We start from the raw sequence: 20,445 nt of genomic DNA on the forward strand, positions 1-20,445 counted from the left end.
TAGAATGTCTCCCCAAAGTGATGGATTTAGATGTACTATGGTGTGAAATGGACCAGAACGGTCCGAGGATGGCTCTTTTAATGGATACTCTTGATGAGCGATTCCATTTGTGCTTTCATTTCTTGTGTTTCTTTTGATTCCTTTTTTGGTTTTTGAGTGATTACTTGTCGGGCGCATTGCAAGGTCTTGTCATGTAATCCCATTTCGTGGTAAAGATTTGCCAGCAAATAATTGGGATACACGAGGCTGGGTGTCATGTAATGGGCCTTCCGGAAGTTCTGTTCGGCGAGCTTGTACTCTCCCATGGCTTGATAGTTTTTCCCGATGATATTGTATATTACCGGGGCGGATACAGATTGTAATACTTCTCGGAGAACAGCGATGCTGTCTTCGTATCGGTCTGTTTGGGAGAGTGCTTGCCCGTATTCGATAAGAAATCCGGGATGTCTTAGATTCTTTGCCAACGGGGCGTATATATTAACCGCCGTCGCGTATATCTTCATGTTGTAATATAGTTTTCCTTCTGCCCATGCGCGATAGGAGTTGTATTTTCTCATTTCGGGGAAGGCGGTGAAAAACACTAAGCCTGCCAACGCGAGATAAATTACTTTGAAACTCAGTCCGGCTTTTTCTTGACGGGCTTCCCGGGGGGCGCACAAGGCGAGCAAGAGCATCAGGATGATAGCTAACGGTAATGATCTGATAGGGGAGGACATCAGCCCTGCCATAGAGAGCGAAATTAATGCACCTAGGGTAGCTAACTTCTCCGGGTATCGTTTTAAACTTCGGATACTTTTTATAAGAATCGTGGCGACAAACCCGAGGATAAGTAATAATCCCAGCAATCCGGTTTCCGCCGTGATACGGACAATGTCACTGACCGGGTAACACGGCGTGTTGGCCAATGCCAGTTCTCTTTCTGTCCGGTTGCCGTGTTCGAAATAGTAAGACTGGGCATCCCCGTATGCTTTTTGGAAGTTCCCGATACCAATGCCGAATAACGGGTTTTCCGTCAGCACGTTCATGGATATTTTCCACGCCAGAAGGTTTTCGTCCACTGGATCTTTCCGGAATTTGTAGTAGCCGCCCACGATACCGGTGCTGATAAGCAGCACGCTGAGCAAGAGGGTTATTCTTTGTTTTTGTGTCTGTAAGCGTTTGATGAAAGCGTGCATGTTGAATTTAAAATACAGAACAACACAGCATCCGCACGCCGCGGTGAGCCACGCGATGGCTTCCCCTGTAAAAGGCATGATAGATAGTATGCCCAACAAGGAGAGGGCTGATAGCACGAACAACATGATCTCGTCGATGATTTCCGGCTTTGCTTGCTCGGTATAAGACGGTGTCGAGAATTTGGCACTTAATCTTTGATATAGTGTGATTGTCCAGTAAAGCGCAATCGGGGTAATCGTGGCCAAGTATACGGCATAAGCGTATCGGGTGTTGAAGGACCCGGATAATTGAAATTTTGTTTGCATTTCCGGGATATAAGCGTACAATTGGCAGTATCCCCAAATGACTTCAAATAAAGCGAGTGCGATCAGAACGAATTGAAATGTCTTGATCGATTTTTTATTGTAAGAAAAATAGATATCGAAGAAAAAATAGGAAATGACTATTAGCAGAAATACTTCCGCGTTCATCATTTCCTGATTGGAGTTACGGGATATGCCAATAATCACTACAGTCAAAATCCCTATTATGATAGTTTTGGTTTCATCGACTCTCGTGGTCGATTTCCTGTAAAAAGCCAGAATGATAGAAATGACTCCGGTTATACACATGAAAGTGTAGAACCAAAAACGTTTGGCAACAACAATCCCGTTCATGCTTTCCGAATCGATCACCAGCATCGTGGCGATTAATAGAAGGAAGCCCATGAAGGACAGGAAATTCACGGTGTTGTTAATCCATTGTGTCATTTAATTTTTTACACTAATTTGTTGTTTGTACAGTTTCCACAGCGAGTTGTTTCTCGCCGGGCTACCGATTAACACGACCTTTTGTTCCCGGTCGAGTAGGAATGTTTGAAATTCGGGGTCGTGCGGCAGGTTCGGATTCGCCTTCCACAGGGCATTGTCCGTGTCGTAAAATATCAAGTGATTGAATTTGTTCTTCATGGCAAATGCCGATACGGCCTCGAAATTCTTGGCGTGGACGATAAAGATAAAATTCACTTTATCTTGTTGTCCGACTATATCTTTCACGCGTAAGTGCCAGTCATGTAATTTCATGTTACATTCCGTGCACCCGGTAGAATCAAAAAAAGTAAGAACGCTGTATTCTTTATCCAATAGTTCCGTGAGCGTGACGGTTGTATCTCTCCCGAGGATTTTAGCCGCCGGGGAGGTGGGAAACGTGATTGTTTTCCCGTACCATTCTTCAATTACTTTTCGGGCTTTGTAATCCTTGGAATGGCATCCCCCGAGGAGGATGAACATCCCAAGGTACAAAACTCTCACACGGAAATTAATCCAATGCATATTTAATCAACACTGAATTCGGATGGTTTGTCAAGCCATAAATGGCGTTTTCTTCTTTACAAAAGGAAATAGAGGTGAACGGATTCCCTAGTAAATAGGTGTGAACGTGATTGCCCTCCCAGTCGAACACTACAATCCGTTCACCATAGCCTATCTTCTCTTTGTATTTATTGTAACTTCTCCCGGAATAGAGGGCAAATATGTATTCATCAGATACTTCAATATCAACAAACCCGAAGAGATTGTCTGTGGAATACGCGACGGGCTTTCTCCTGGTACTCTTGACCGTGGCTTTTGGAGAATAGAGATTTTGCTCGGTGATGCGAGTGATGGTGTTGCAAGGTATGAGAGAGCATAAATCTATGATACCGCTTTGCATATTCGCACAGACAAATTTCGTTCCATCAGGTTTTATCTTTATGATATTACTTGCAAATAAGATGCTTTTCTGGGAATTGTCGGCGTTCCGGTAATTCGGGTAGGGAAGGAAGAAATTTTCTTGCCCGTTTTCCAGTAAAGCGTAACGCTGGTCGAACATACCCGTTGCCACGATGGTGGAACCCCATTTGGCTGCGCACAAGTGTTTCTTGTCCGTGGGCACGGGGGTAAAGGTAGGACCGAATCCGGCTTGTCCCAGTTGATTCATGTCGAACTCGACCATTCGGTTGTTCCCGAAGTCATAGGCTGACAAGATTCCTTTCTCGTCAAGATGCATCGTTAAGATGTACAAACCTTGGTTACCGCCTAAGCCTGTCGGGAGGTAATTTCCCAACAATGTTCCGTCTTGTTTGTATATGGAAATCTTGTTCAACCCTTCCCGGTCAAGCACGATAAGTATAGAATCTTTCTTGATTACTTTTGTCGGGTTTATAATACCCAACTTTTGTAGATTGATTTTTGTATCCAATCTGTCTAGTGAGACAGCACGACTCATGCTAAACAAAGGATTCTGCTCTTTCGGCACAGTCCGAACTTCATCAGAACAACTGTAGGCGAGAGCAACGGTTAATAGTATAAATAATGCCTTTTTCATATCCTTTTAATTTAGATCAAGTGTAAGTCCGGGGTAAAATATAGGATTTCCACTTTTGTCGTAATACATACAAATTGTTCCGATAACGGTACATGGATTTTCATCCCCACTCTCATTTTCTCCAAATGCCTCGATATTTTTTAATTTTATATCTATATTCGTGGCATCATTCCTTAGAGTAACATTCATTAATGTTAGTCCGAGGACTACTGAGACAAACAATATACTAATAATAATTTTTTTCATTATATTGAGCGTTTTGATGTGTTACAAAAATATAGGGAAAATTTGAGATAAATTGTTCCTCATTTGTTCCTATTTTTCTTAATTTATTCTTAAAATTGCAGTGCGAGGGAAACATATATAATAAGGTAAGAATTTCAGTGTTTTTGATGGTCTTATAAAATTTAATGTTTATGAATAAAAGAATCCATATAGCGTGGGGCGTTTCGGTATTTGCTATAGCCTGCTTATTGATTTTGCAAGGATTTTGGTTGATTCGTACGATTCAGTATAAAAAAGTTGAGTATTTAAATATGGTCAATAATGTTCTAGCTAAAGCAGTCGAAACAGGTTTTGAAGAACATTTGGTACGTAATCAAACCATTCGACAAAATTATCCTCAAGTAGGTGTCGATTTAGATAAAAGGACAATAGGTCTTGTTTGGAGAGGAGATACAACGGTCATGTCTTTTGATAATGAGAATGGATATCTAGGTGCACTTAGGAAAGTTTGTTATGATTTTATAAATCAACAGTCAGCAGAGAATATTGTTATGTTGGATAGCATATGCCGATTGTATTTTGAACGTAATGGAATTACAGATAATTATATACTTGAACTTGTTGATACTAAAAGTGGTAATATTATCGCTACAACAGAGAATGGTTCTTCTAACGTGAACAAGTATATTATTTCTAACGTGGTAGAATTAGGAATGAAAAGTCATCATGGTTTAATTGCTTATTTTGGCATACCTTATAGAAGTTTCTTTGCCCAAATGACAAGTATTCTTGTTAGTTCATTTCTTATAATGATATTCTTGGTTATATGCTCTATTTATCAAGTGAAGACAATTTCTTTCCAACGAAACGTGGCAAAAGTCCGAGAGGAATTTATGAGCAGTATGGTGCATGAATTGAAGTTCCCGCTGTCGATAATTAAGAAAAAGCTCCTTGCGCTAAAACAGGAGGGGGTTGATAATTTGAATGAAAGGCAATTGGAAGCATTGAATGGAGGGTTTGATAGAGTGCTACATTTGAATAATTTCGTGTTTAAATTATTAAATGCATGGAAACAAGGGTTCAAGGTTACGTGGGAAAAGTTATCTTTGCAGGATTCAATTGATGAACTTGTTCGACAGTTCAATTCCGTGTTCGAGAAAAGAGATGTTTCGATTAAAGTGGATTATCAATTGAGTAGGAACGTGATTGAAGCCGATCCGATTCACTTTCCGAACGCCATCAGTAACTTGATCGAGAACGCTATCAAGTATTCGGGTAGTTCGCCGAAAGTCGAGATATCGTGCAAGGACGAGGGGAATATGCTGATTATATCGGTAAAAGACCACGGATTTGGTATTCCGGAGAAACTGAGGGAGAAGATTTTCGAGCGTTATTTCAGGGTTGCTCGCGGTCGTTCTGCCGATGTACACGGTTTCGGAATCGGGTTGAGTTACGTGAAACAGGTAATAGAGGCTCATGGCGGAGTGATTCGGGTGGACAGTACCGAGGGCGTTGGAACCACGTTCACGGTCATGGTGCCTTTGGTAACAGACGAAAACGATTAATATTTTACAAACGGGAAAATGGCTAAAATTTTGTACGCTGAGGATTCGGCGGAGTATTACGAGGATTTCATAACTTACTTGAAAAAGAATGGGCACACGGTTTACCACGTTACCGACGGGGAGGAGGCGCTTGAGGTTTACCGTCAGAAGAAACCGGACTTGGCGTTGCTCGACGTGATGATGCCGAAAATGACAGGTTTGGAGGTCGCTAGAGTGATTCGGAAAGATGATTCTGTCATTCCTATTTTGTTTATCAGTAGTATTGGCAGTTCATCCGCTGCGGTAGCCGGATTTAAGAGCGGGGCAAATGATTATATCCGCAAGGATATGGATGAAGCTGAATTTAAAGCCCGTATCGAAGCCGCTTTAAGACAAATCGGATTTCGTGAGCGTAGCGAGAAAACGATAGATATTAGCGACGGGGTGTATCTTGACCTTGTGAACCGTGAACTTGTCGTGGACGGGGAAGTGATATTATTCAGTCCGTTGGAAATGAAGGTGATGAAAGTGTTATGCGAGAACAAGAATTGCTACGTGACAAAAGATATTCTGGTGCAGGCGGGTTGGAGCAACACGTTTAAAGAATCGTATCGTTACTTGGATAAATGTCTTGTCGGGTTGAGAAAAATGTTACCGAAAGACGGCTCGATATCTATCGCTACCAAATGGGGTAAGGCGTTGGGATTAATGGTGAAAGAAAAATAGAGAAAGCCCTTTGGGAATAATCAAACGGAGATTTGATATTGTAAGCTTTATAGATTATCTTTGCTTATAGATTAAAAACGAGAGCATCATGGAAACGAGGAAACTTCCGATAGGCATACAGACATTTGAAAAAATACGTGTTGGCAACTATGTATACGTTGACAAAACGGCTTTCGTGTGGAAGCTGGTTTCCTCCAGTGCACCTTATTTTCTTAGTCGTCCAAGACGTTTTGGCAAGAGTTTGTTGCTCTCGACTTTCGAGTCTTATTTCGAGGGACGTAAGGATTTATTCGAGGGATTGACTATCGGGCAGTTGGAGAAAGAGTGGAACGTGCATCCCGTGTTACATCTTGATTTGAACGCCGAGAAGTATGATTCTCCCGAAGGATTGTACGCTATCCTCGACAGGTATTTGAAGATGTGGGAAGATCGTTGGGGACGGGGTGACGGCGAAAGTACCCCGGCAGGTCGTTTTTTTGATGTCATTCGTCGTGCCTGCGAGCAGACCGGGCGTGGGGTTGTGGTGCTCGTGGACGAGTATGATAAACCGCTTCTGCAAGCATTGGGAAAGGATAACGCCTTACTCGAAGACTTTCGCGATACCTTGAAGGCTTTTTACGGGGTACTCAAGAGTGCCGACCGTTATTTGCGTTTCGTGTTTTTGACTGGGGTTACTAAATTTGCTCAAGTTAGTGTATTTAGTGATCTCAACCAGTTGAGTGACATTAGTATGTGGCCGGATTACGCTACTATCTGCGGGATAACTTTGGAAGAATTAAAGGATAATTTTCAACCGGAGATTGAACAATTGGCGGCAACTAACGCTATGGACGTCGGCGAAGTCGTGAACAAGATGACGACGCTTTACGATGGTTATCATTTTTATCAAAATGCCCCGGGGGTATTTAACCCGTTTAGCGTGTTGAGCGTATTCACGTCTAAAGTATTTGGTCGTTACTGGTTTCAGACGGGAACCCCGACTTTTCTTGTAGAGTTATTGAAACAGAGTGATTACGACCTTCGGGAATTACTTGACGGGGTAGAAGCTCCTGCTTCTTCTTTCACCGAGTACCGGGTAAATGTTGATAACCCGATTCCTTTGATTTATCAAAGTGGTTATCTGACGATTAAGGAATACGACAAGGAGTTCCAGAATTATCTGCTTGCTTTTCCGAATGATGAGGTAAGATATGGTTTTATGGATTTTTTAGTACCTTTTTATACCTCTTTGGCAGAAGATGAGCGAGGATTTTATATTGGAAAATTCGTACAGGAACTTCGTGTGGGGGATGTTGATGCCTTTATGAAGCGGTTACGAGCGTTTTTCGCGGACTTCCCTTACGAATTGAATACCCGGACGGAACGTCATTACCAAGTTGTATTTTATCTCGTGTTCAAGTTAATGGGACAATTTACGGGAGCTGAGGTACGTAGTGCCAAGGGAAGGGCTGATGCCGTGGTGAAAACACCGAAATACATTTATGTCTTCGAGTTTAAACTCGATGGTACAGCCGAGCAAGCTTTAAAGCAAATTGATGATAAGGGGTATCTTTTGCCTTATTCGGTTGATAACAGAGAAGTGGTAAAGATTGGGGTGGAATTTGATGCTAATGAACGTAATATCGGGAAGTGGCTCGTGGAATAATTTGATGATTATCTTTCTTTTTGGTAAACCGCCTTATTTTGAATAGTGGCGGAAGTCCTGTGTCAAGCCTTCGCAAATCCAATTAGCTAAAGCTTGGCGGTTGTCGTTTAGCAGGAAACGTTGTTGGTCACGGCTGTTTTGGATATTACCCAATTCTAGGAAAACGGCCACGGGGAGCGTTTGTTTAATGACGTATAGGTCACGGGTGTTTACCGTTCCGGAGAATCCCCTGTTAGGTTGATGTTTGTCGTATTTCTTGTTAAACACGTCTTGTAGCGTGTTGGCGAGATGTTTGCCCTTGGCGCTACCCTCGTAATGGTAAAAGAAAACGTCAATCTGTTTGCTCTCGCTCCGGCTGTCAAGGTGGATAAAGATAGCCCGTCGATAGGCTTCCTTGTCTTTGCGGAATAGCGTGTTGATTTTGTCACAACGTTGTTTGAGGCGTTGTACTTGATTCAAGGGAATGGGATCGCCCATGCAGGTTTCCCTATCGCCGGTGTTAAGGAATTTATCATCCCGGATACCGTCCGCGGTGTCTTGGATGATGATGTGGACTTTGGCTCCTTTCGACATTAGGGTGCGTGCCAACCGGAGCATGATGTCGTAAGCGTATTCGTCCTCGTGCAGTTGGTGTCCCTGTAACACCCCGATAGCCCCGGGATCGGGACCGCCATGACCGGAAACCAGATAAAAGCAGGCACCCTTGAGTTCGTCGGACTCTATCGTGTATTTCGCCAGTTTCTCCCCGAATAAAGGTTCATTACCTTCCCGGTTCATCGGCGGTAAAGTGTATTTCACGCCTAACCGCAGGCCGTTATTTTTGTCGAGCTTACTCTTGTTGAGTTCCATGAATTGCGTGTAATGTTCCGGCTTCGTGCGTTCGAAGCGTTTCAGAAATTGGAGTATGCCTTCTCCTTTTCCCGGTGTTCCGGTTTCTTGCGTGAAGCCGTGGATGGGCAAAAAGATGAACAAAATGCTCGTGTATATGATGAATATATATTTCATGGTTTCAAAAATTCATCACAAATATAGTTCTTTTTGTTTGTCCTCGAAAATAATAAATTTAGACAAACGAAAATTAAAAAATACAATAATTCAAGCGTTTGACGCAACGGATGAGCTTTGTTGACATCTAATATATAAACGTTAAAAAAACAGCTATGAAAAAGAGAACATGGAAAATTGTATTAATGTTGTCATTATTTATTGCCGTATTCGCGGCGTGTGATGACGATGACGAGTATTATTACGTGGGTGGTGGAAGTTCGTGGATCAGTTACGGTAACCTCGAGAAGATAGATAACGGTACTCGTTCCAAGTATGCTATCCGTCGGGATGACGGCAGTCGTTTGATCGTGACCGAGGGATACGGGATAAATTCTTCGGATGCCGAGGAAGGATTGCGGGTATTCGCCAACTACTCGATTCTGGGAAGCGAGAGAGATGGAACCGGGTTGGAAGGTAGAATGAATTATTATATTCGTTTGTATCGTATTACCGACGTGTTGACAAAGGACCCGGTGAAACTTTCTTTCATCAAGGAAAACGAGGAAGTGCGACAGGATAGTATCGGTAACGATCCGATTAACGTGTCCGAAGCATGGTTCGGTGGCAAGTATCTGAACGTGGAGTTCAGAATACCCGTGAAATCCGGTTCTTCAACCAAGCATTTTATCAATCTGGTGGAAGATGATGTGGTGGCGCATAATGATACGGTATACGTGACTTTACGCCATAACGCTTACGGGGAAGCTCCTAAGGACGGGGATCGTGCAAATCACGTGTGGAGTCGCGGTATGGTATCTTTCGACCTGACTTCTATCGTGCCGGAAGGAAAACAATCCGTGCCTGTTAAATTACTCTGGACAGAATACAAGAATGGTTCAATCGAAACTGTTACCCGTGAAGATAGCGGAACTTACACGCTTTCCGGCAGTAATGAGGAAGAAGCTGACAGCGGACTGAACCAGAGCAATAACGAACGCAAATTGGTGAGCAGCGAAGATGTAGTCGGAGAAGTTAATTAAAGACATTTGATTCAAGTAATAAAACTCTAAGGGAAATGAAGACTGACCGGACGGTCAGTCTTTTTTATTTAATGTATTCCTTCTTGAACCAATATTCGAAAACAGGATCAAGAAAGAGAAAGCCTTGAGGTGTATTATCCAGAATATCTTTTTGTTGCAGTATCACTTTATTTTTCGTCACGTTCTGTGGCGTTCCCAGTTTGTATTTAGTCATAACCTTTGCCCCTGTAAGCGTTTGTTCATTATTCGCGATAGCGATCAGGATATTGAGCTGTGAAATAGATAAGGCTTCGCATTCTGCAACGTATAGGGGAAGATTGGTATCTACGATTTGTTGGAAAGCTTTGTCTATGATTTCAAGTGTTACCGTTTCTTTTGTAATGCTCCAGACAAAATGAGATAATTGTTGTACATACCACGAGTGAGAACTTACTTTCTCCACGATAATTCCCGCAAGTTCTTCCGTGATGTTTTTGCCCGTGTGTTTGAAGGCGCTGACGATAAATGACACCCATTCCTGCTTGTCTATTTTTGCCAGAAACATGATTTGTCCGAACCTGTAAAAAGGTTTTGAGGATGAGTTAAATATCTCTATCATCATGTGGCGTTTACTCCCGTAAAGGCAATAGCTGACATGCTGGTGGTGCTGCCATGTGCTACGCATTTTGCCTTCCAAATGTTCATAGTCTTTTAATCCTGCCAGATTTTGAAATTCGTCTATGCAAACAATAATTTTTATTCCTTTTGCAACGGCAATTTTCTCCGGTAAATTCAAAAGTTCATGTTCATTTTCTTTAATTTGATGAATTTCAAAACCTATTGAAAAATCGGTCATCGGATCTGTCCCGATGGTAATTTTTGGAGAAAGAGCTTTCAAGAATTCTTTCGTATGGGTAATCCAAGTTTCCCAATTATTACTGGTGGCTTTAATTACAGCTTGTGCGAAAGTCTGGTAAAATTCCGCCTCGCTTCTTATCGTGAATACGTCTAAAAAGCATACTTTTACATCGTGGCGCTCTACCATGAGTTCATGCATGGCTTCTTTGACGAGTGATGATTTGCCCCAACGACGAGGAGAAATCAACATCGTGTTAATACCCGAGTACAAGTTATTTTTGAGTATTTGTTTTTCGTGAACTCTATTCACGAAGGTTGCGCCCATGGCTAATTTCCCGTATTGAAAAGGTGAATCCATATCTTCTTTGTTTTCAACAAATGTATGATTTATTCGAGATATTTCCAATTATTGGTAAAAATATTTTATACCTTTTGGTATAAAATATTTTCTACTAAACGGTATTATACCTTTTGGTATAAAATGAGAATCCCGCGGAGTTCAGAACGGACTCCACGGGATATTTAAGGAAGGTAATTTTGATGTTTCTTGTTAGAATATACCGAATTTGATTCCAGCAAAATAGGTTCTCGGAAGACCGGGACCGTAGATGTAACCGGAATCACGGAACTCACCTTTGTCGAAGTCATTCTGGTAGCTGTTGAACACGTTTTGCACGCCACCGTTGATTTGTACCGTGTAGCCGCTACCGATTTTGATGTCATAAGCCAGTTTTACGGTACCGTCGAAGAAGGACTTGGTTTTCTTCAGCACGTCTTTCTCGATGTAACCGGCGAAGTGTCCCACGTACATGGGACCCGTGTAGGTTCCCGACAGGGCAGTGGAGAAGTTCTTGAACGGGAGTAAGTTCAGCGTGACATACCCGTATTGATCCGGGGAGCGGAGCAGCTTCCGGCAGGGGGCAACATCGGGGTCATTGCTCCATGCCACGGGAGCGGCGTATTTACTGCTTTGGAAAGTTGCGCCGAATTGTAGTTGAGTGGATTTATGCGGGGCAATTCTTCCCTCTATGTTGATTCCTTTTACTTTGGCATCCGAACCGTTGCGGCGTTCCAGTATTTTATTTTCTTCATCACCGGTGTCGACCTCTTCCAACACGAAAGGATTTTTCAAGCGGGTGTAGAAGCCTTCTACGAGCAGGTTGATTTGCACGGCTCCCAGCGTGGTGTAGTAATCAACGGACGCGCTGTAACTGCGTGATTTTTCTGTTTTCAGGTCTTCTGCGACTTGAATAAGAGTTACTTCTCCGCCCACGGCTGCCACGTGCAGGTCTTCGTCGTAGGTCTGTGGAGCCCGGAATCCTTCCGAGTAACTTGCCCGGAAACTGAGATCGGTGATAGGGTTGTAGCGGATATTCAACCGGGGGCTGAATATGGGATCGTCTACATGACTGTTTTTATCCAGACGCCCGCCCAGCAAGAAGCTGAAACGTGCCGTTTTCCATTCATTTTGCAGGTAGACGCTATATACGTTTACTTCCTGATTGATTTCCCGGTTGTAGCCGAGCATTTTGTCATTCAGTTTATTGTGCGAGAATTCAACCCCGGCGGTCAACATGGAGGGCATGAACAGGAATTTGTCGAAGTCATAGGAATATTGTGCTCCGCCCACGACGGTAAAGTCCTTAGTCTGCCCGTAGGCGTTCGTGTCGCGACCGGCACCGTAATAGGATTCCCGTGCGATGTTCTGTAATGAGGCGTAGGCGTTAAAACGGTGTTTATAATCCTTGGATGAAAGGGTGTAGTTCAGCCCGCCGCCGTGTATGTTGTGGTCTGCTTGCTCTGCCACGTCAGCCTCGTGAGGGGGACGGTGAAGGTTGTCACCTCCCCGGCGAAATTCTTTGATATGGTGGTATTCCATGGATAACTTGCTGAAATGCGTGGGCTTGTAATAGGTACGGAAGCCCAGCGTGGTACTGTTGATCTCCCCTAACTCGGAGAACCCGTCACCGTCATGGTCATAAGGCTGGCGGTCGCGCACCATCCCGAACAGGTGGATTCCGGCATTCCGTTGCTCGTTGACGATAGCCCCGTTGAAAGAGGTCACGTTGTCGAAACTCTCGCCGTCGATAGCGGAGAGGGTATGTCCTACTTGAAAATAGTTGTGTAAGGGTTCTTTGGTGATGATGTTGATTGTCCCGGCGATAGCGTTGGCTCCGAACAATGCCGAGCCGCCACCCCGAAGAACTTCTACCCGGTCGATCATGTTAGCGGGGATTTGTTCCAGACCGTAAACTCCGGCAAGGGAACTGCACATGGGACGACTGTCAATCAGTATTTGAGAGTAAGGTCCGTCCAGCCCGTTGATACGTACTTGTTGGAAACCGCAGTTCTGGCAGTTGTTTTCCACTCGTAGTCCCGGTTGGAAGTTCAATCCTTGCGACAGGCATACCGAGTTGGTGTTTTCGAATATTTTGGGTGACAGGACATTGACGATAACAGGGGCTTCCCGGCGGTCGGTTTCGTTCCGGTTGGCGGTGACCACGGCTCCTTCAAGCATCACGACGTCATCCTCGATGACGAAATTGATCTCTTGCGTTTTGCCTTTCACGATCTCGATTTCTTTTTCTACGGTTTTATAGCCTACTCCTTGCACGCGCAGGGTGTATTTTCCCAAGGGGAGGTTTTTCATGAAATAGTGTCCGCTCTCGTCGGTAGCGGTTCCGATGTTCGTGCCTTTCAGTAATATCGTGAGGAACGGCAGGTGTTCTCCCGTTTCTTTATGGATAATGTGTCCGTTGACATTCGCGTCTGTCGTTTTTTTGACGCTTCCTTTCTCGTCTGCACGACAGAAAAGACCGAGAAGAAGGAATATAATAAGTGTAAGTAAGTTTTTCATAGCCAATATTTTTCACGAGCGTGTCCGTATGGTATTGACACGACCTCGCGTCTTGTTTCAAAATAGAAATATCATTAATAGGTGAAAGCCTCGTGAAATAGCAGGGGTATTGCTTTATTACACGAGATTCTTACCGGAACTGTTGTTTCGGCAGAATAAACTATTTACACTGTAAAGGGGGGAGCCCGAAGGGGGCTTAAGGTGAATGTTTGTTTATCAGGTTCTTCCTCCTGATTATGAATATAGTAATGTATTTTGTGGATCAAGTGAGGAACACTAACGACAAGGGCAACGCTGACCAGTGTGATGAAATTGCTCAAATGGGCGATTAAGGTAAGCTCTTTTGCCGAGTGGGTGTGATTTGCACCGCCGTCCGAATCGGTATGACCGCAGAAGAAGTGCGAGTGTACGATTGTTACCCCGTTGACCACGTGATAGTGCGAGAAAAACGTGATACTCCCGTAATAGCTCAAAAATAGAGCTAACAAGAATAAGTGAATGAATTTATTTACGTTTTTACTACGCATACCTTTTTACTTTGCTTTGCAAATGTAGATTATTTCTAAATAATAAACATGAATCTCTGTCTTAAAAATATATTAAATTAACGGGTATATGGAGGTGTGTTTTGACACACCTCCAGTCTATAAAGTTCATAAAGTCGAGCCTTCGGCTCCTAAGGTCTATAAAGTTTATGATTTAATATTGTGCTGATATTCAGTGTAATTGTGTATGTGACCTTATGGACTTTTCGACTTTATGAACGAGAGGGCGTGTCAAAACACGCCCTCGTATGCGCCGGGGGAGAGAGTTATTCTCCCCGGGTGATTGTGATTTTGTTACCCGGTAGAGTTGCCGTGATGGAGTTATCGTACATCGCCGCGCAAGTGACTGCCGGAAGCAGGTAATTACCGGGGTAAGCCGCGTTAAAGCGTAGCTTGAAGGTTTTCGAATCGCCTTGCTGGAGCGAGAAGTAGAGATACACCCGATCGTCGCAGATGTCCGCGTTGTCGGCTCCCTTGAACGGGTTCTCGTTCGTGGTAAGGCGTTCGTTCAGAAATTCGAAACCGGAGGGGAACATGTAAGTAAGTGCCAGTTCCTCGTATAACCCGATGTTTCCTGTGTTTTGTATCGTGATTTCAGCCACGATGTCTTCGCCTTGGCGATAATCCGTCCGGTTGTTGAGCACGCCGTTACGATAGTAGTTGATGGTCATTTTCAGCCCGGACATTTCGCTTTCGGTGAGCACTCCCAATGGGGTTGAGCTATTAATCGTGCGCACGTGGAGTGTGCCGGAAGTGTTATTTTTCAAGGTTACTTCCGAACGGTTGTCTTTGACAGCCAGTTCTTTTTGCAGTACGGTCTTCGTGGTTTTGAAGTTCTCTTTTCCGATTTGCACGTCAATGCCGTTGCCGTCCTTGAAGTAGCGTCCTGCGTAGTTGCTGATAGCGCAAAGCCCGAAGGCACTTTCCTGCGTGTTCAGCCATTCGTTGGAAGCAAATTTGCGAGCTATTTTCTGCAACAGTTTGTAGGCGTCGTCTTTCATGTTCATGTCTACCATGCTTTGCATGATAATCGCGTTATCCCGTAGATCAGAGCCGTAACATCTGCCCAGTTGGCGATAGAGTTTGGCTTCTGCCGGAAGGTTGGCTACCAGTGATTGGGCAATTTTGTCGTGTTTGCCGAGGGCGTAGGCTCCCGCCAGTTGCCAACGGGCTATCGGGTTGTTGTAATTATCCTCTTTCATCCGGTTCATGGCCGCCATGTTGGGTTTACCTGCCAGTGCCAGCACGTAAAGACGGTAGGATTGTTCCAACTCGGAATAATAATCGTCCCGGCGCCAGCTATTCGCTTGTTTCGACAGGTAATCAAGAGCCGAAGCCTTCATGGATGCCGGGATGCGGTAACCGAGTTTCTCTGCCTGCGTCAGGAAGTCGGTGATATAGGTGGATACCCAGTCGGATACATAGTTGGAGTTCGTCCAGTAGCTGAATCCCCCGTTGCTTAACTGGTAGTTTCTCAGGCGATTGATAACGTCTTTCACGTGCAGTTCCACGGTTACTTTTTGTGCTTCGCTGAGATCCATCAGCCTGTCAAGCATCAGTTGCGGGAATACGGCAGAAGTGATTTGCTCGCCGCACCCGTGCGGGTAACGGATCAGGTATTGGATGCGTTCCTCCAGATTAAGGGGTGGGATAGAAGTGATTTCAAGGAACGAGGTCGGTTCCAGCCCTTCCATCGTGTTGTTGAAGGTGATTGACTCGCCGCTTGCTACTTCGCGGGCATCCACGCGGGTAATTCTCGGGTTCGGAATCCGGATGTCTACATCACAACTGAAATGAGCTTTCTCCGATCCGCTTTGAGCGGTGAAGGTAAGCGTGGATTTACCGGTATTTTCTTTAATCTTCGCTTTCAAGAACACGATCTGTTCACCCGTGCCGGAGAATTTGATTTCTTGGCTTGCCGGGGCGATAACTTCTATCTTGTCGTCCGTCTTGAGGTTCACGGTGACATCTTTGATATTGTCTTTCATGGCAAATACTGTGACCGGAATTTCGATGATGTCACCCGGTGTGAACAAACGGGGCATGGTGACGTTGAGCATCATCGGTTTGTTGACTTTCGTGTTACGGGATGCCGAACCGTAGCGACCGTTATCTTCGGCAACGACCATGGTACGGACTTCGCCGATATACTCGGGCATGTTGAATGAATGGGTTTTCTTCTCTCCTTTCTTGATGGTGAAAGGACCTTTGAATATCACCACGGGGGTAAAACGGTCGCTCTTGCGGGTTTCTTCCGGGTCGAGGGCTTCGTCACCACCGACGGCAAAGGCTTTCTCCAAGCGTCCGCCAAAGGCTCCTACCACGTCGTCGTAGAAGTCCCATGTTTTCACGCCGAGGGCTTCCCGGGCGTAGAAAGCGGGGAAGGGGTTCGGCGTTTTGAACGAGGTAATGGCTAACAGTCCTTCATCGACAATAGCGATAGAGTAGGTCATCGGTTTGCCGTCGTTTTCACTTACTGTGACGGTGAAATTCTGTGATGGGCGGAGTTCTTCCGGCATGTCGATTTTTGGAGTGAGTCGTAATTCCGGGTCGTCGATGTCAATATTCAAAACCCCGTACAGGCGTATCGGTTTGTCGTTGTTCCGGTTTTTATGAGGTTGTATGAGTGACACGTTGACATAGATATTAGGACACATCTCGCTCGTGGCGGGAATCTCGAAAGAAGTCGTCCCCTCTGTTGTCGGAACCCGGAAAATGTCTTTCACGGTCTTCCCGTTCTCGACGCTCACGAGAGCTACGCTACCTGCCGAGGAGGGGAATGTAATCTTGATTTTTTCTCCGGCACGGTAGGATTTTTTGTCGCTGGTGAGCGTGAGCAGGGTTGCCATGCCGGGGATATTCATGTCGTTGCGCCAAGAACTGATGTAGAACGTGGAACCGGTGGAATGACCGGATTCTTTATCCCGTGCGATCACGTAGTAACGTCCCCACTGGTCGCAGGTCACGTCCACGTTGAATTTGCCGTTCTGGCTCTTGACCGTTTTGTTGAACACGGGGCGGCGGTATGAGCGGTTGACGTATGAACCGATATAGTCATTCTCCGAATCCCACCACCAACGCCATTCCAAGGTGTAGACTTCCACCTCGATATCTCTGTTGTTGACAGGTTTACCCTCGGGGGTAAGTACGGCACCGCTGATAGTCATCGGTTTGCCTGCCTTGTACCAATTATCGTCCGATTCCGGTAGTTTGATACCCACGTATTCCTTGTAGGGGGAGTATTTGAACCCGGAAGTGACGATACTGAAGTCACCGCCCGGTTCGAACACCCGCGTCGAGAGCAGGGCGTTGAGCATACCGGGTGCGTTCTCCGAGGTGATGTTGTTTGCCGACAGGTTAAAGTTGCCGTCAGAGTCCGTCGTGCCGTCGAAGAATGTTTCGGTTGTCGTGTTGAAATAACGGGAACGGTCGTCGAAGTTATACCCGTTGTACCCGGGGAAGGTGGTATTGCCTTTCGAGAGCCGTAGTTCGGTGATGACTTTCAAGTTACTGGTTTTCGCCCCGTGCATCCATCGGGTTTGAACGGGTATCGTGTTTTTCGTCACGCCTTCCCCTAGCACGTTGCCCGGCAAGTTGGCGATGATATTCAAACGATTCGGTTTGATGCTCTCGATACGGACGGTTTTCCTGAAAGAAACACCCCCGACACGTACAACAGCCTGCCAGTATCCGGTCACGGCTTGCTCGTCGGTGCTGAACGTGAAACAATACAAACCGTGTTCGTCGCGTCCCGCTTTGCGGGTTTGAGTCACGTTACCGTTCGGGTCATAGAGTTCCGCTATAATGGGATGTCCGACGGGAATCACGTTCTCCTTGTCTTCCAGCATGAAAGAGAGATGAATGTCATTTCCCGGACGCCATACGCCCCGTTCGCCATAGATGAAACCCTTGAGTCCTTGCTGCACGACTTCGCCGCTCACGTCGAAATTACTGAGCGAGAGGGACGAGGCGTCGTTGACTTTCAAATAGGTTTTATCATTGCCCTTGGTCGCCACGATAACGAAAGGTTTGCCGGGAACCCGTAATGTCGCTATTCCTGCCGAATTGGTGACGGTAGAGTCTATTTTTTGGTTCTGGAAGTTATAAAAGAATATCCTGCAATTTTCCACGGGTGCCGCCGTGAGCAAATCATTCACGGCAACCACGTATTTGCCGTCGGAACCCGCTTTGGCAATGACACCCAGAGATGTTACGATGAGATTCTTTTTCGGGAACCGGTCACTCACGTAATAGTAGGAATTGGAACAGGGATTGTCCCGCTCTTCCCACGAGTAATCGGAGGGATAGCTGTAATAATAGTCGTCATCGTCATAATAGTCATACTCGGAAGACGTTTCATCCCAGTTTTCTTCAGAGATAGCGTCTTGGGCTTCCTTGGCGCAATCGAGGGTGGTGTACGACTTTTGGAATCGGAGTTGTACCCGGTAAATCACGCCTTTTTCCAGTTGGATATGGTCGGCCAGATTGATTGTATAGTCCTGCCACTTGTTGTTGTCTTGTGGTACTCCCGGTTTCTCCAGCGAGATTTTCTTGTCGAGAATGGTGCGTCCCACGCGGCGTAGCTGGTAGTCACTGCTGTAGTTGTAATTTCCTTCTTGAAGATAGAAGTTCATATTCTGGTTGAATACTTTTATTACCCGTAATTGGACGGCTTTCAAGGCGACTGCGGAGAAAGGAATAAGCACGTTGCCTTCTGCCGGGGTGAAAGTGCCTTCGCCGATGAATGTCACGGCGGGCTTGGCAGACTGGAAACTCACGTTGAAAGTGGCATCCGATTGGAGTTTTTCGCCCGTGGTATTTTTGATTCCCTTGAATATATTAACTTGAACCACGCCTTGCATCTTGTCCCGTTCGTTGGAATATACCCGGATGATGTTGCCTCGCGTGTTGAAGTTCAAGGTGCCGACCCCGTCGATCGTGATTAGCCCTTGAAAGTCCTGACTGATGTCCACGTTGTCGGACATCGTGATGTCAATCGTGCGGGAATTTTCTTCGCTCGCTTTTACCTCCAGCACGGAGAAGACTTTATTGCCGGGTATTTCAACGATTAGGTCGTTACCGTTCTTTATTTTTTTGTCGAAACTCAATTCAAGGGATTGGCTGTCATTTGCGCGGGTGATGCCGGCTATCGTGAAATAATGAATATAAGGGGTGTGTTCCCATTCGAGTGTCTGGGTTTGTCCGTTGATTTTTGCTTTCACGAGTTGCTCCACCTCGTTGGGGGTAACGGCGTCCGAATTGGTGATGGAGGCTCGATACGAGAACTTGTCATTGTCCTTGGGGTCGACACTGAGGCTGCCTTCTTGGAAAGCGTAAACGAGGGGCAGCACTTTCACGTTGAAGCGGAAAGTCGACAGGTCGGACGGCACGTTGCATATTTTGTCCAATGCCAGCGAAATCTCGTAGGTCTGCCCGTTCTTCATCGGAGTCGTCGGGGTAAATTCTATGGTATTACCGTCCCGGATAGTGACACTTCCCTCTACTTTCGGGCTGATTTTCATTAATTTTTCCGGTTGCACGAGAACGTCGTCGCCTGTTTTCATCGTTTTTCCTTCCAACCGGATATAGATAGGGTCGGTGGATTTTATCATTCCTTGCGTGAAGCCTGAAATGTATTTGCTGTACTCCAGTTTACTTTGTTCCTTCGTTTTCTCTTTACACGAGAAGAAATTGATTGTCAGGAGCAAAATAGAAATGAGAAAAATAACCTTTTTCATGTTTACCAAATATTTGAATCTTATGTATTGTATTTACAAATATAGCACAAAAAAAGCGGTGTTGTTCATTTTTAATTCATATTTTTGCGAACAAGTAAAACAAGGCAAATAAAGAAAAAAATATATGAGAATAGCTGTTGTTGGAACCGGTTACGTGGGACTTGTGTCCGGGACATGTTTGGCAGAAACGGGAGTGACTGTTACTTGCGTCGATGTGAATAGTACGAAAATTGATTTATTGAACGACGGAGGTATGCCGATATACGAGCCGGGACTGGCGGAGTTAGTCGTCCGGAATCGGGAAGACGGGCGTCTTTTTTTCACCACTTCATTACGGGAGGGATTGAAGGATGCGGATGCCGTGTTTATTGCCGTGGGTACGCCGCCCGACGAGGACGGGAGTGCCGATTTGCATTACGTGTTGGATGTTGCCCGGGAGGTAGGGGAGATTATCAACGATTATATCGTGGTGGTGACTAAATCTACCGTGCCTGTTGGAACGAATTATAAAGTGAAAGCCACGATTAAGGCGGCTTTGGAGAAACGGGGGGCGGATATCCCGTTTGATGTGGCTTCCAATCCCGAGTTCCTGAAAGAGGGGGACGCCGTGAATGATTTCATTTCCCCGGACAGGGTCGTGATAGGGGTGGAAAGCGATAGAGCCAAACACGTTATGGAGCGTTTGTATCACGCCTTCATATTGAACAATACGCCTATTCTTTTTATGGATATCCTGTCGGCGGAGATGACGAAATATGCAGCCAATTCTATGTTGGCTACCC

14 protein-coding genes are annotated in these 20,445 nt (G+C 45.3%); 5 read left to right on the top strand and 9 right to left on the bottom strand.

Features of this window, described 5'->3' with window-relative positions; translation table 11 throughout:
- Window positions 1-77: 77 nt before the first annotated feature.
- The 4 genes from Q5866_RS17920 to Q5866_RS17935 are packed head-to-tail and all read right to left on the bottom strand — an operon-like array spanning window position 78 to window position 3,765.
- On the bottom strand, window positions 78-1,925 hold the full coding sequence (locus tag Q5866_RS17920; protein ID WP_303181625.1) for a hypothetical protein: 1,848 nt from the start codon (window positions 1,923-1,925) through the stop codon (window positions 78-80).
- Window positions 1,926-2,486 carry a peroxiredoxin gene (locus Q5866_RS17925; RefSeq protein WP_303181626.1) on the bottom strand — a complete coding sequence of 187 codons (561 nt, stop codon included), beginning with the start codon at window positions 2,484-2,486 and terminating at the stop codon, window positions 1,926-1,928.
- Window positions 2,473-3,519, bottom strand: a complete 1,047-nt coding sequence (locus tag Q5866_RS17930) for a BF3164 family lipoprotein (RefSeq protein ID WP_303181628.1) — start codon at window positions 3,517-3,519, stop codon at window positions 2,473-2,475. The genes Q5866_RS17925 and Q5866_RS17930 overlap by 14 nt, the downstream gene beginning before the upstream one ends.
- A 6-nt stretch (window positions 3,520-3,525) precedes the next feature.
- Window positions 3,526-3,765 (bottom strand): hypothetical protein, encoded by a 240-nt coding sequence (locus Q5866_RS17935; RefSeq protein ID WP_292267083.1) that lies wholly within the window; start codon window positions 3,763-3,765, stop codon window positions 3,526-3,528.
- A 170-nt stretch (window positions 3,766-3,935) separates the two neighbouring features.
- Here Q5866_RS17935 and Q5866_RS17940 point away from each other — a divergent pair, with 170 nt between their 5' ends.
- The 3 genes from Q5866_RS17940 (at window position 3,936) to Q5866_RS17950 (ending at window position 7,659) form a co-directional block, all read left to right on the top strand.
- Window positions 3,936-5,309, top strand: a complete 1,374-nt coding sequence (locus Q5866_RS17940) for a sensor histidine kinase KdpD (RefSeq protein WP_303181629.1) — start codon at window positions 3,936-3,938, stop codon at window positions 5,307-5,309.
- Window positions 5,310-5,327: 18 nt separating this feature from the next.
- A complete protein-coding gene (locus Q5866_RS17945) occupies window positions 5,328-6,014 on the top strand; it encodes a response regulator transcription factor (RefSeq protein ID WP_099290134.1) in 687 nt (228 codons plus the stop codon).
- A gap of 88 nt (window positions 6,015-6,102) precedes the next feature.
- Window positions 6,103-7,659, top strand: coding sequence for an ATP-binding protein (locus Q5866_RS17950; RefSeq protein ID WP_303181630.1), 1,557 nt, complete (start codon window positions 6,103-6,105; stop codon window positions 7,657-7,659).
- A 33-nt stretch (window positions 7,660-7,692) separates the two neighbouring features.
- On the opposite strand, the gene Q5866_RS17955 is transcribed toward Q5866_RS17950, so the two are convergent.
- Window positions 7,693-8,664 carry an N-acetylmuramoyl-L-alanine amidase gene (locus Q5866_RS17955; RefSeq protein WP_303181631.1) on the bottom strand — a complete coding sequence of 324 codons (972 nt, stop codon included), beginning with the start codon at window positions 8,662-8,664 and terminating at the stop codon, window positions 7,693-7,695.
- A gap of 155 nt (window positions 8,665-8,819) precedes the next feature.
- On the opposite strand from Q5866_RS17955, the gene Q5866_RS17960 reads away from it, so the two are divergent.
- A complete protein-coding gene (locus Q5866_RS17960; RefSeq protein WP_303181632.1) occupies window positions 8,820-9,686 on the top strand; it encodes a NigD-like C-terminal domain-containing protein in 867 nt (288 codons plus the stop codon).
- Between the two features lie 64 nt (window positions 9,687-9,750).
- Here the strand turns inward: Q5866_RS17960 and Q5866_RS17965 are convergent, their stop codons facing one another.
- From Q5866_RS17965 to Q5866_RS17980, 4 genes are all read right to left on the bottom strand, one after another.
- On the bottom strand, window positions 9,751-10,881 hold the full coding sequence (locus tag Q5866_RS17965; protein WP_303181634.1) for an ATP-binding protein: 1,131 nt from the start codon (window positions 10,879-10,881) through the stop codon (window positions 9,751-9,753).
- A 192-nt stretch (window positions 10,882-11,073) separates the two neighbouring features.
- Entirely contained in the window at window positions 11,074-13,380 is a 2,307-nt protein-coding gene (locus tag Q5866_RS17970; RefSeq protein ID WP_303181636.1) for a TonB-dependent receptor, read from the bottom strand.
- A 164-nt stretch (window positions 13,381-13,544) separates the two neighbouring features.
- Window positions 13,545-13,907: a hypothetical protein gene (locus Q5866_RS17975; RefSeq protein WP_186977817.1), complete on the bottom strand. Its 363-nt coding sequence runs from the start codon at window positions 13,905-13,907 to the stop codon at window positions 13,545-13,547.
- Between the two features lie 284 nt (window positions 13,908-14,191).
- Complete coding sequence (locus Q5866_RS17980) at window positions 14,192-19,663, bottom strand: alpha-2-macroglobulin (protein ID WP_303181637.1); 5,472 nt, start codon at window positions 19,661-19,663, stop codon at window positions 14,192-14,194.
- A gap of 124 nt (window positions 19,664-19,787) precedes the next feature.
- Here Q5866_RS17980 and Q5866_RS17985 point away from each other — a divergent pair.
- On the top strand, window positions 19,788-20,445 hold a 658-nt coding region (locus tag Q5866_RS17985; RefSeq protein WP_303181639.1), incomplete at its 3' end, for a UDP-glucose/GDP-mannose dehydrogenase family protein.

This window comes from uncultured Butyricimonas sp. (genome assembly GCF_959596855.1).
GTDB lineage: Bacteria > Bacteroidota > Bacteroidia > Bacteroidales > Marinifilaceae > Butyricimonas > Butyricimonas muris.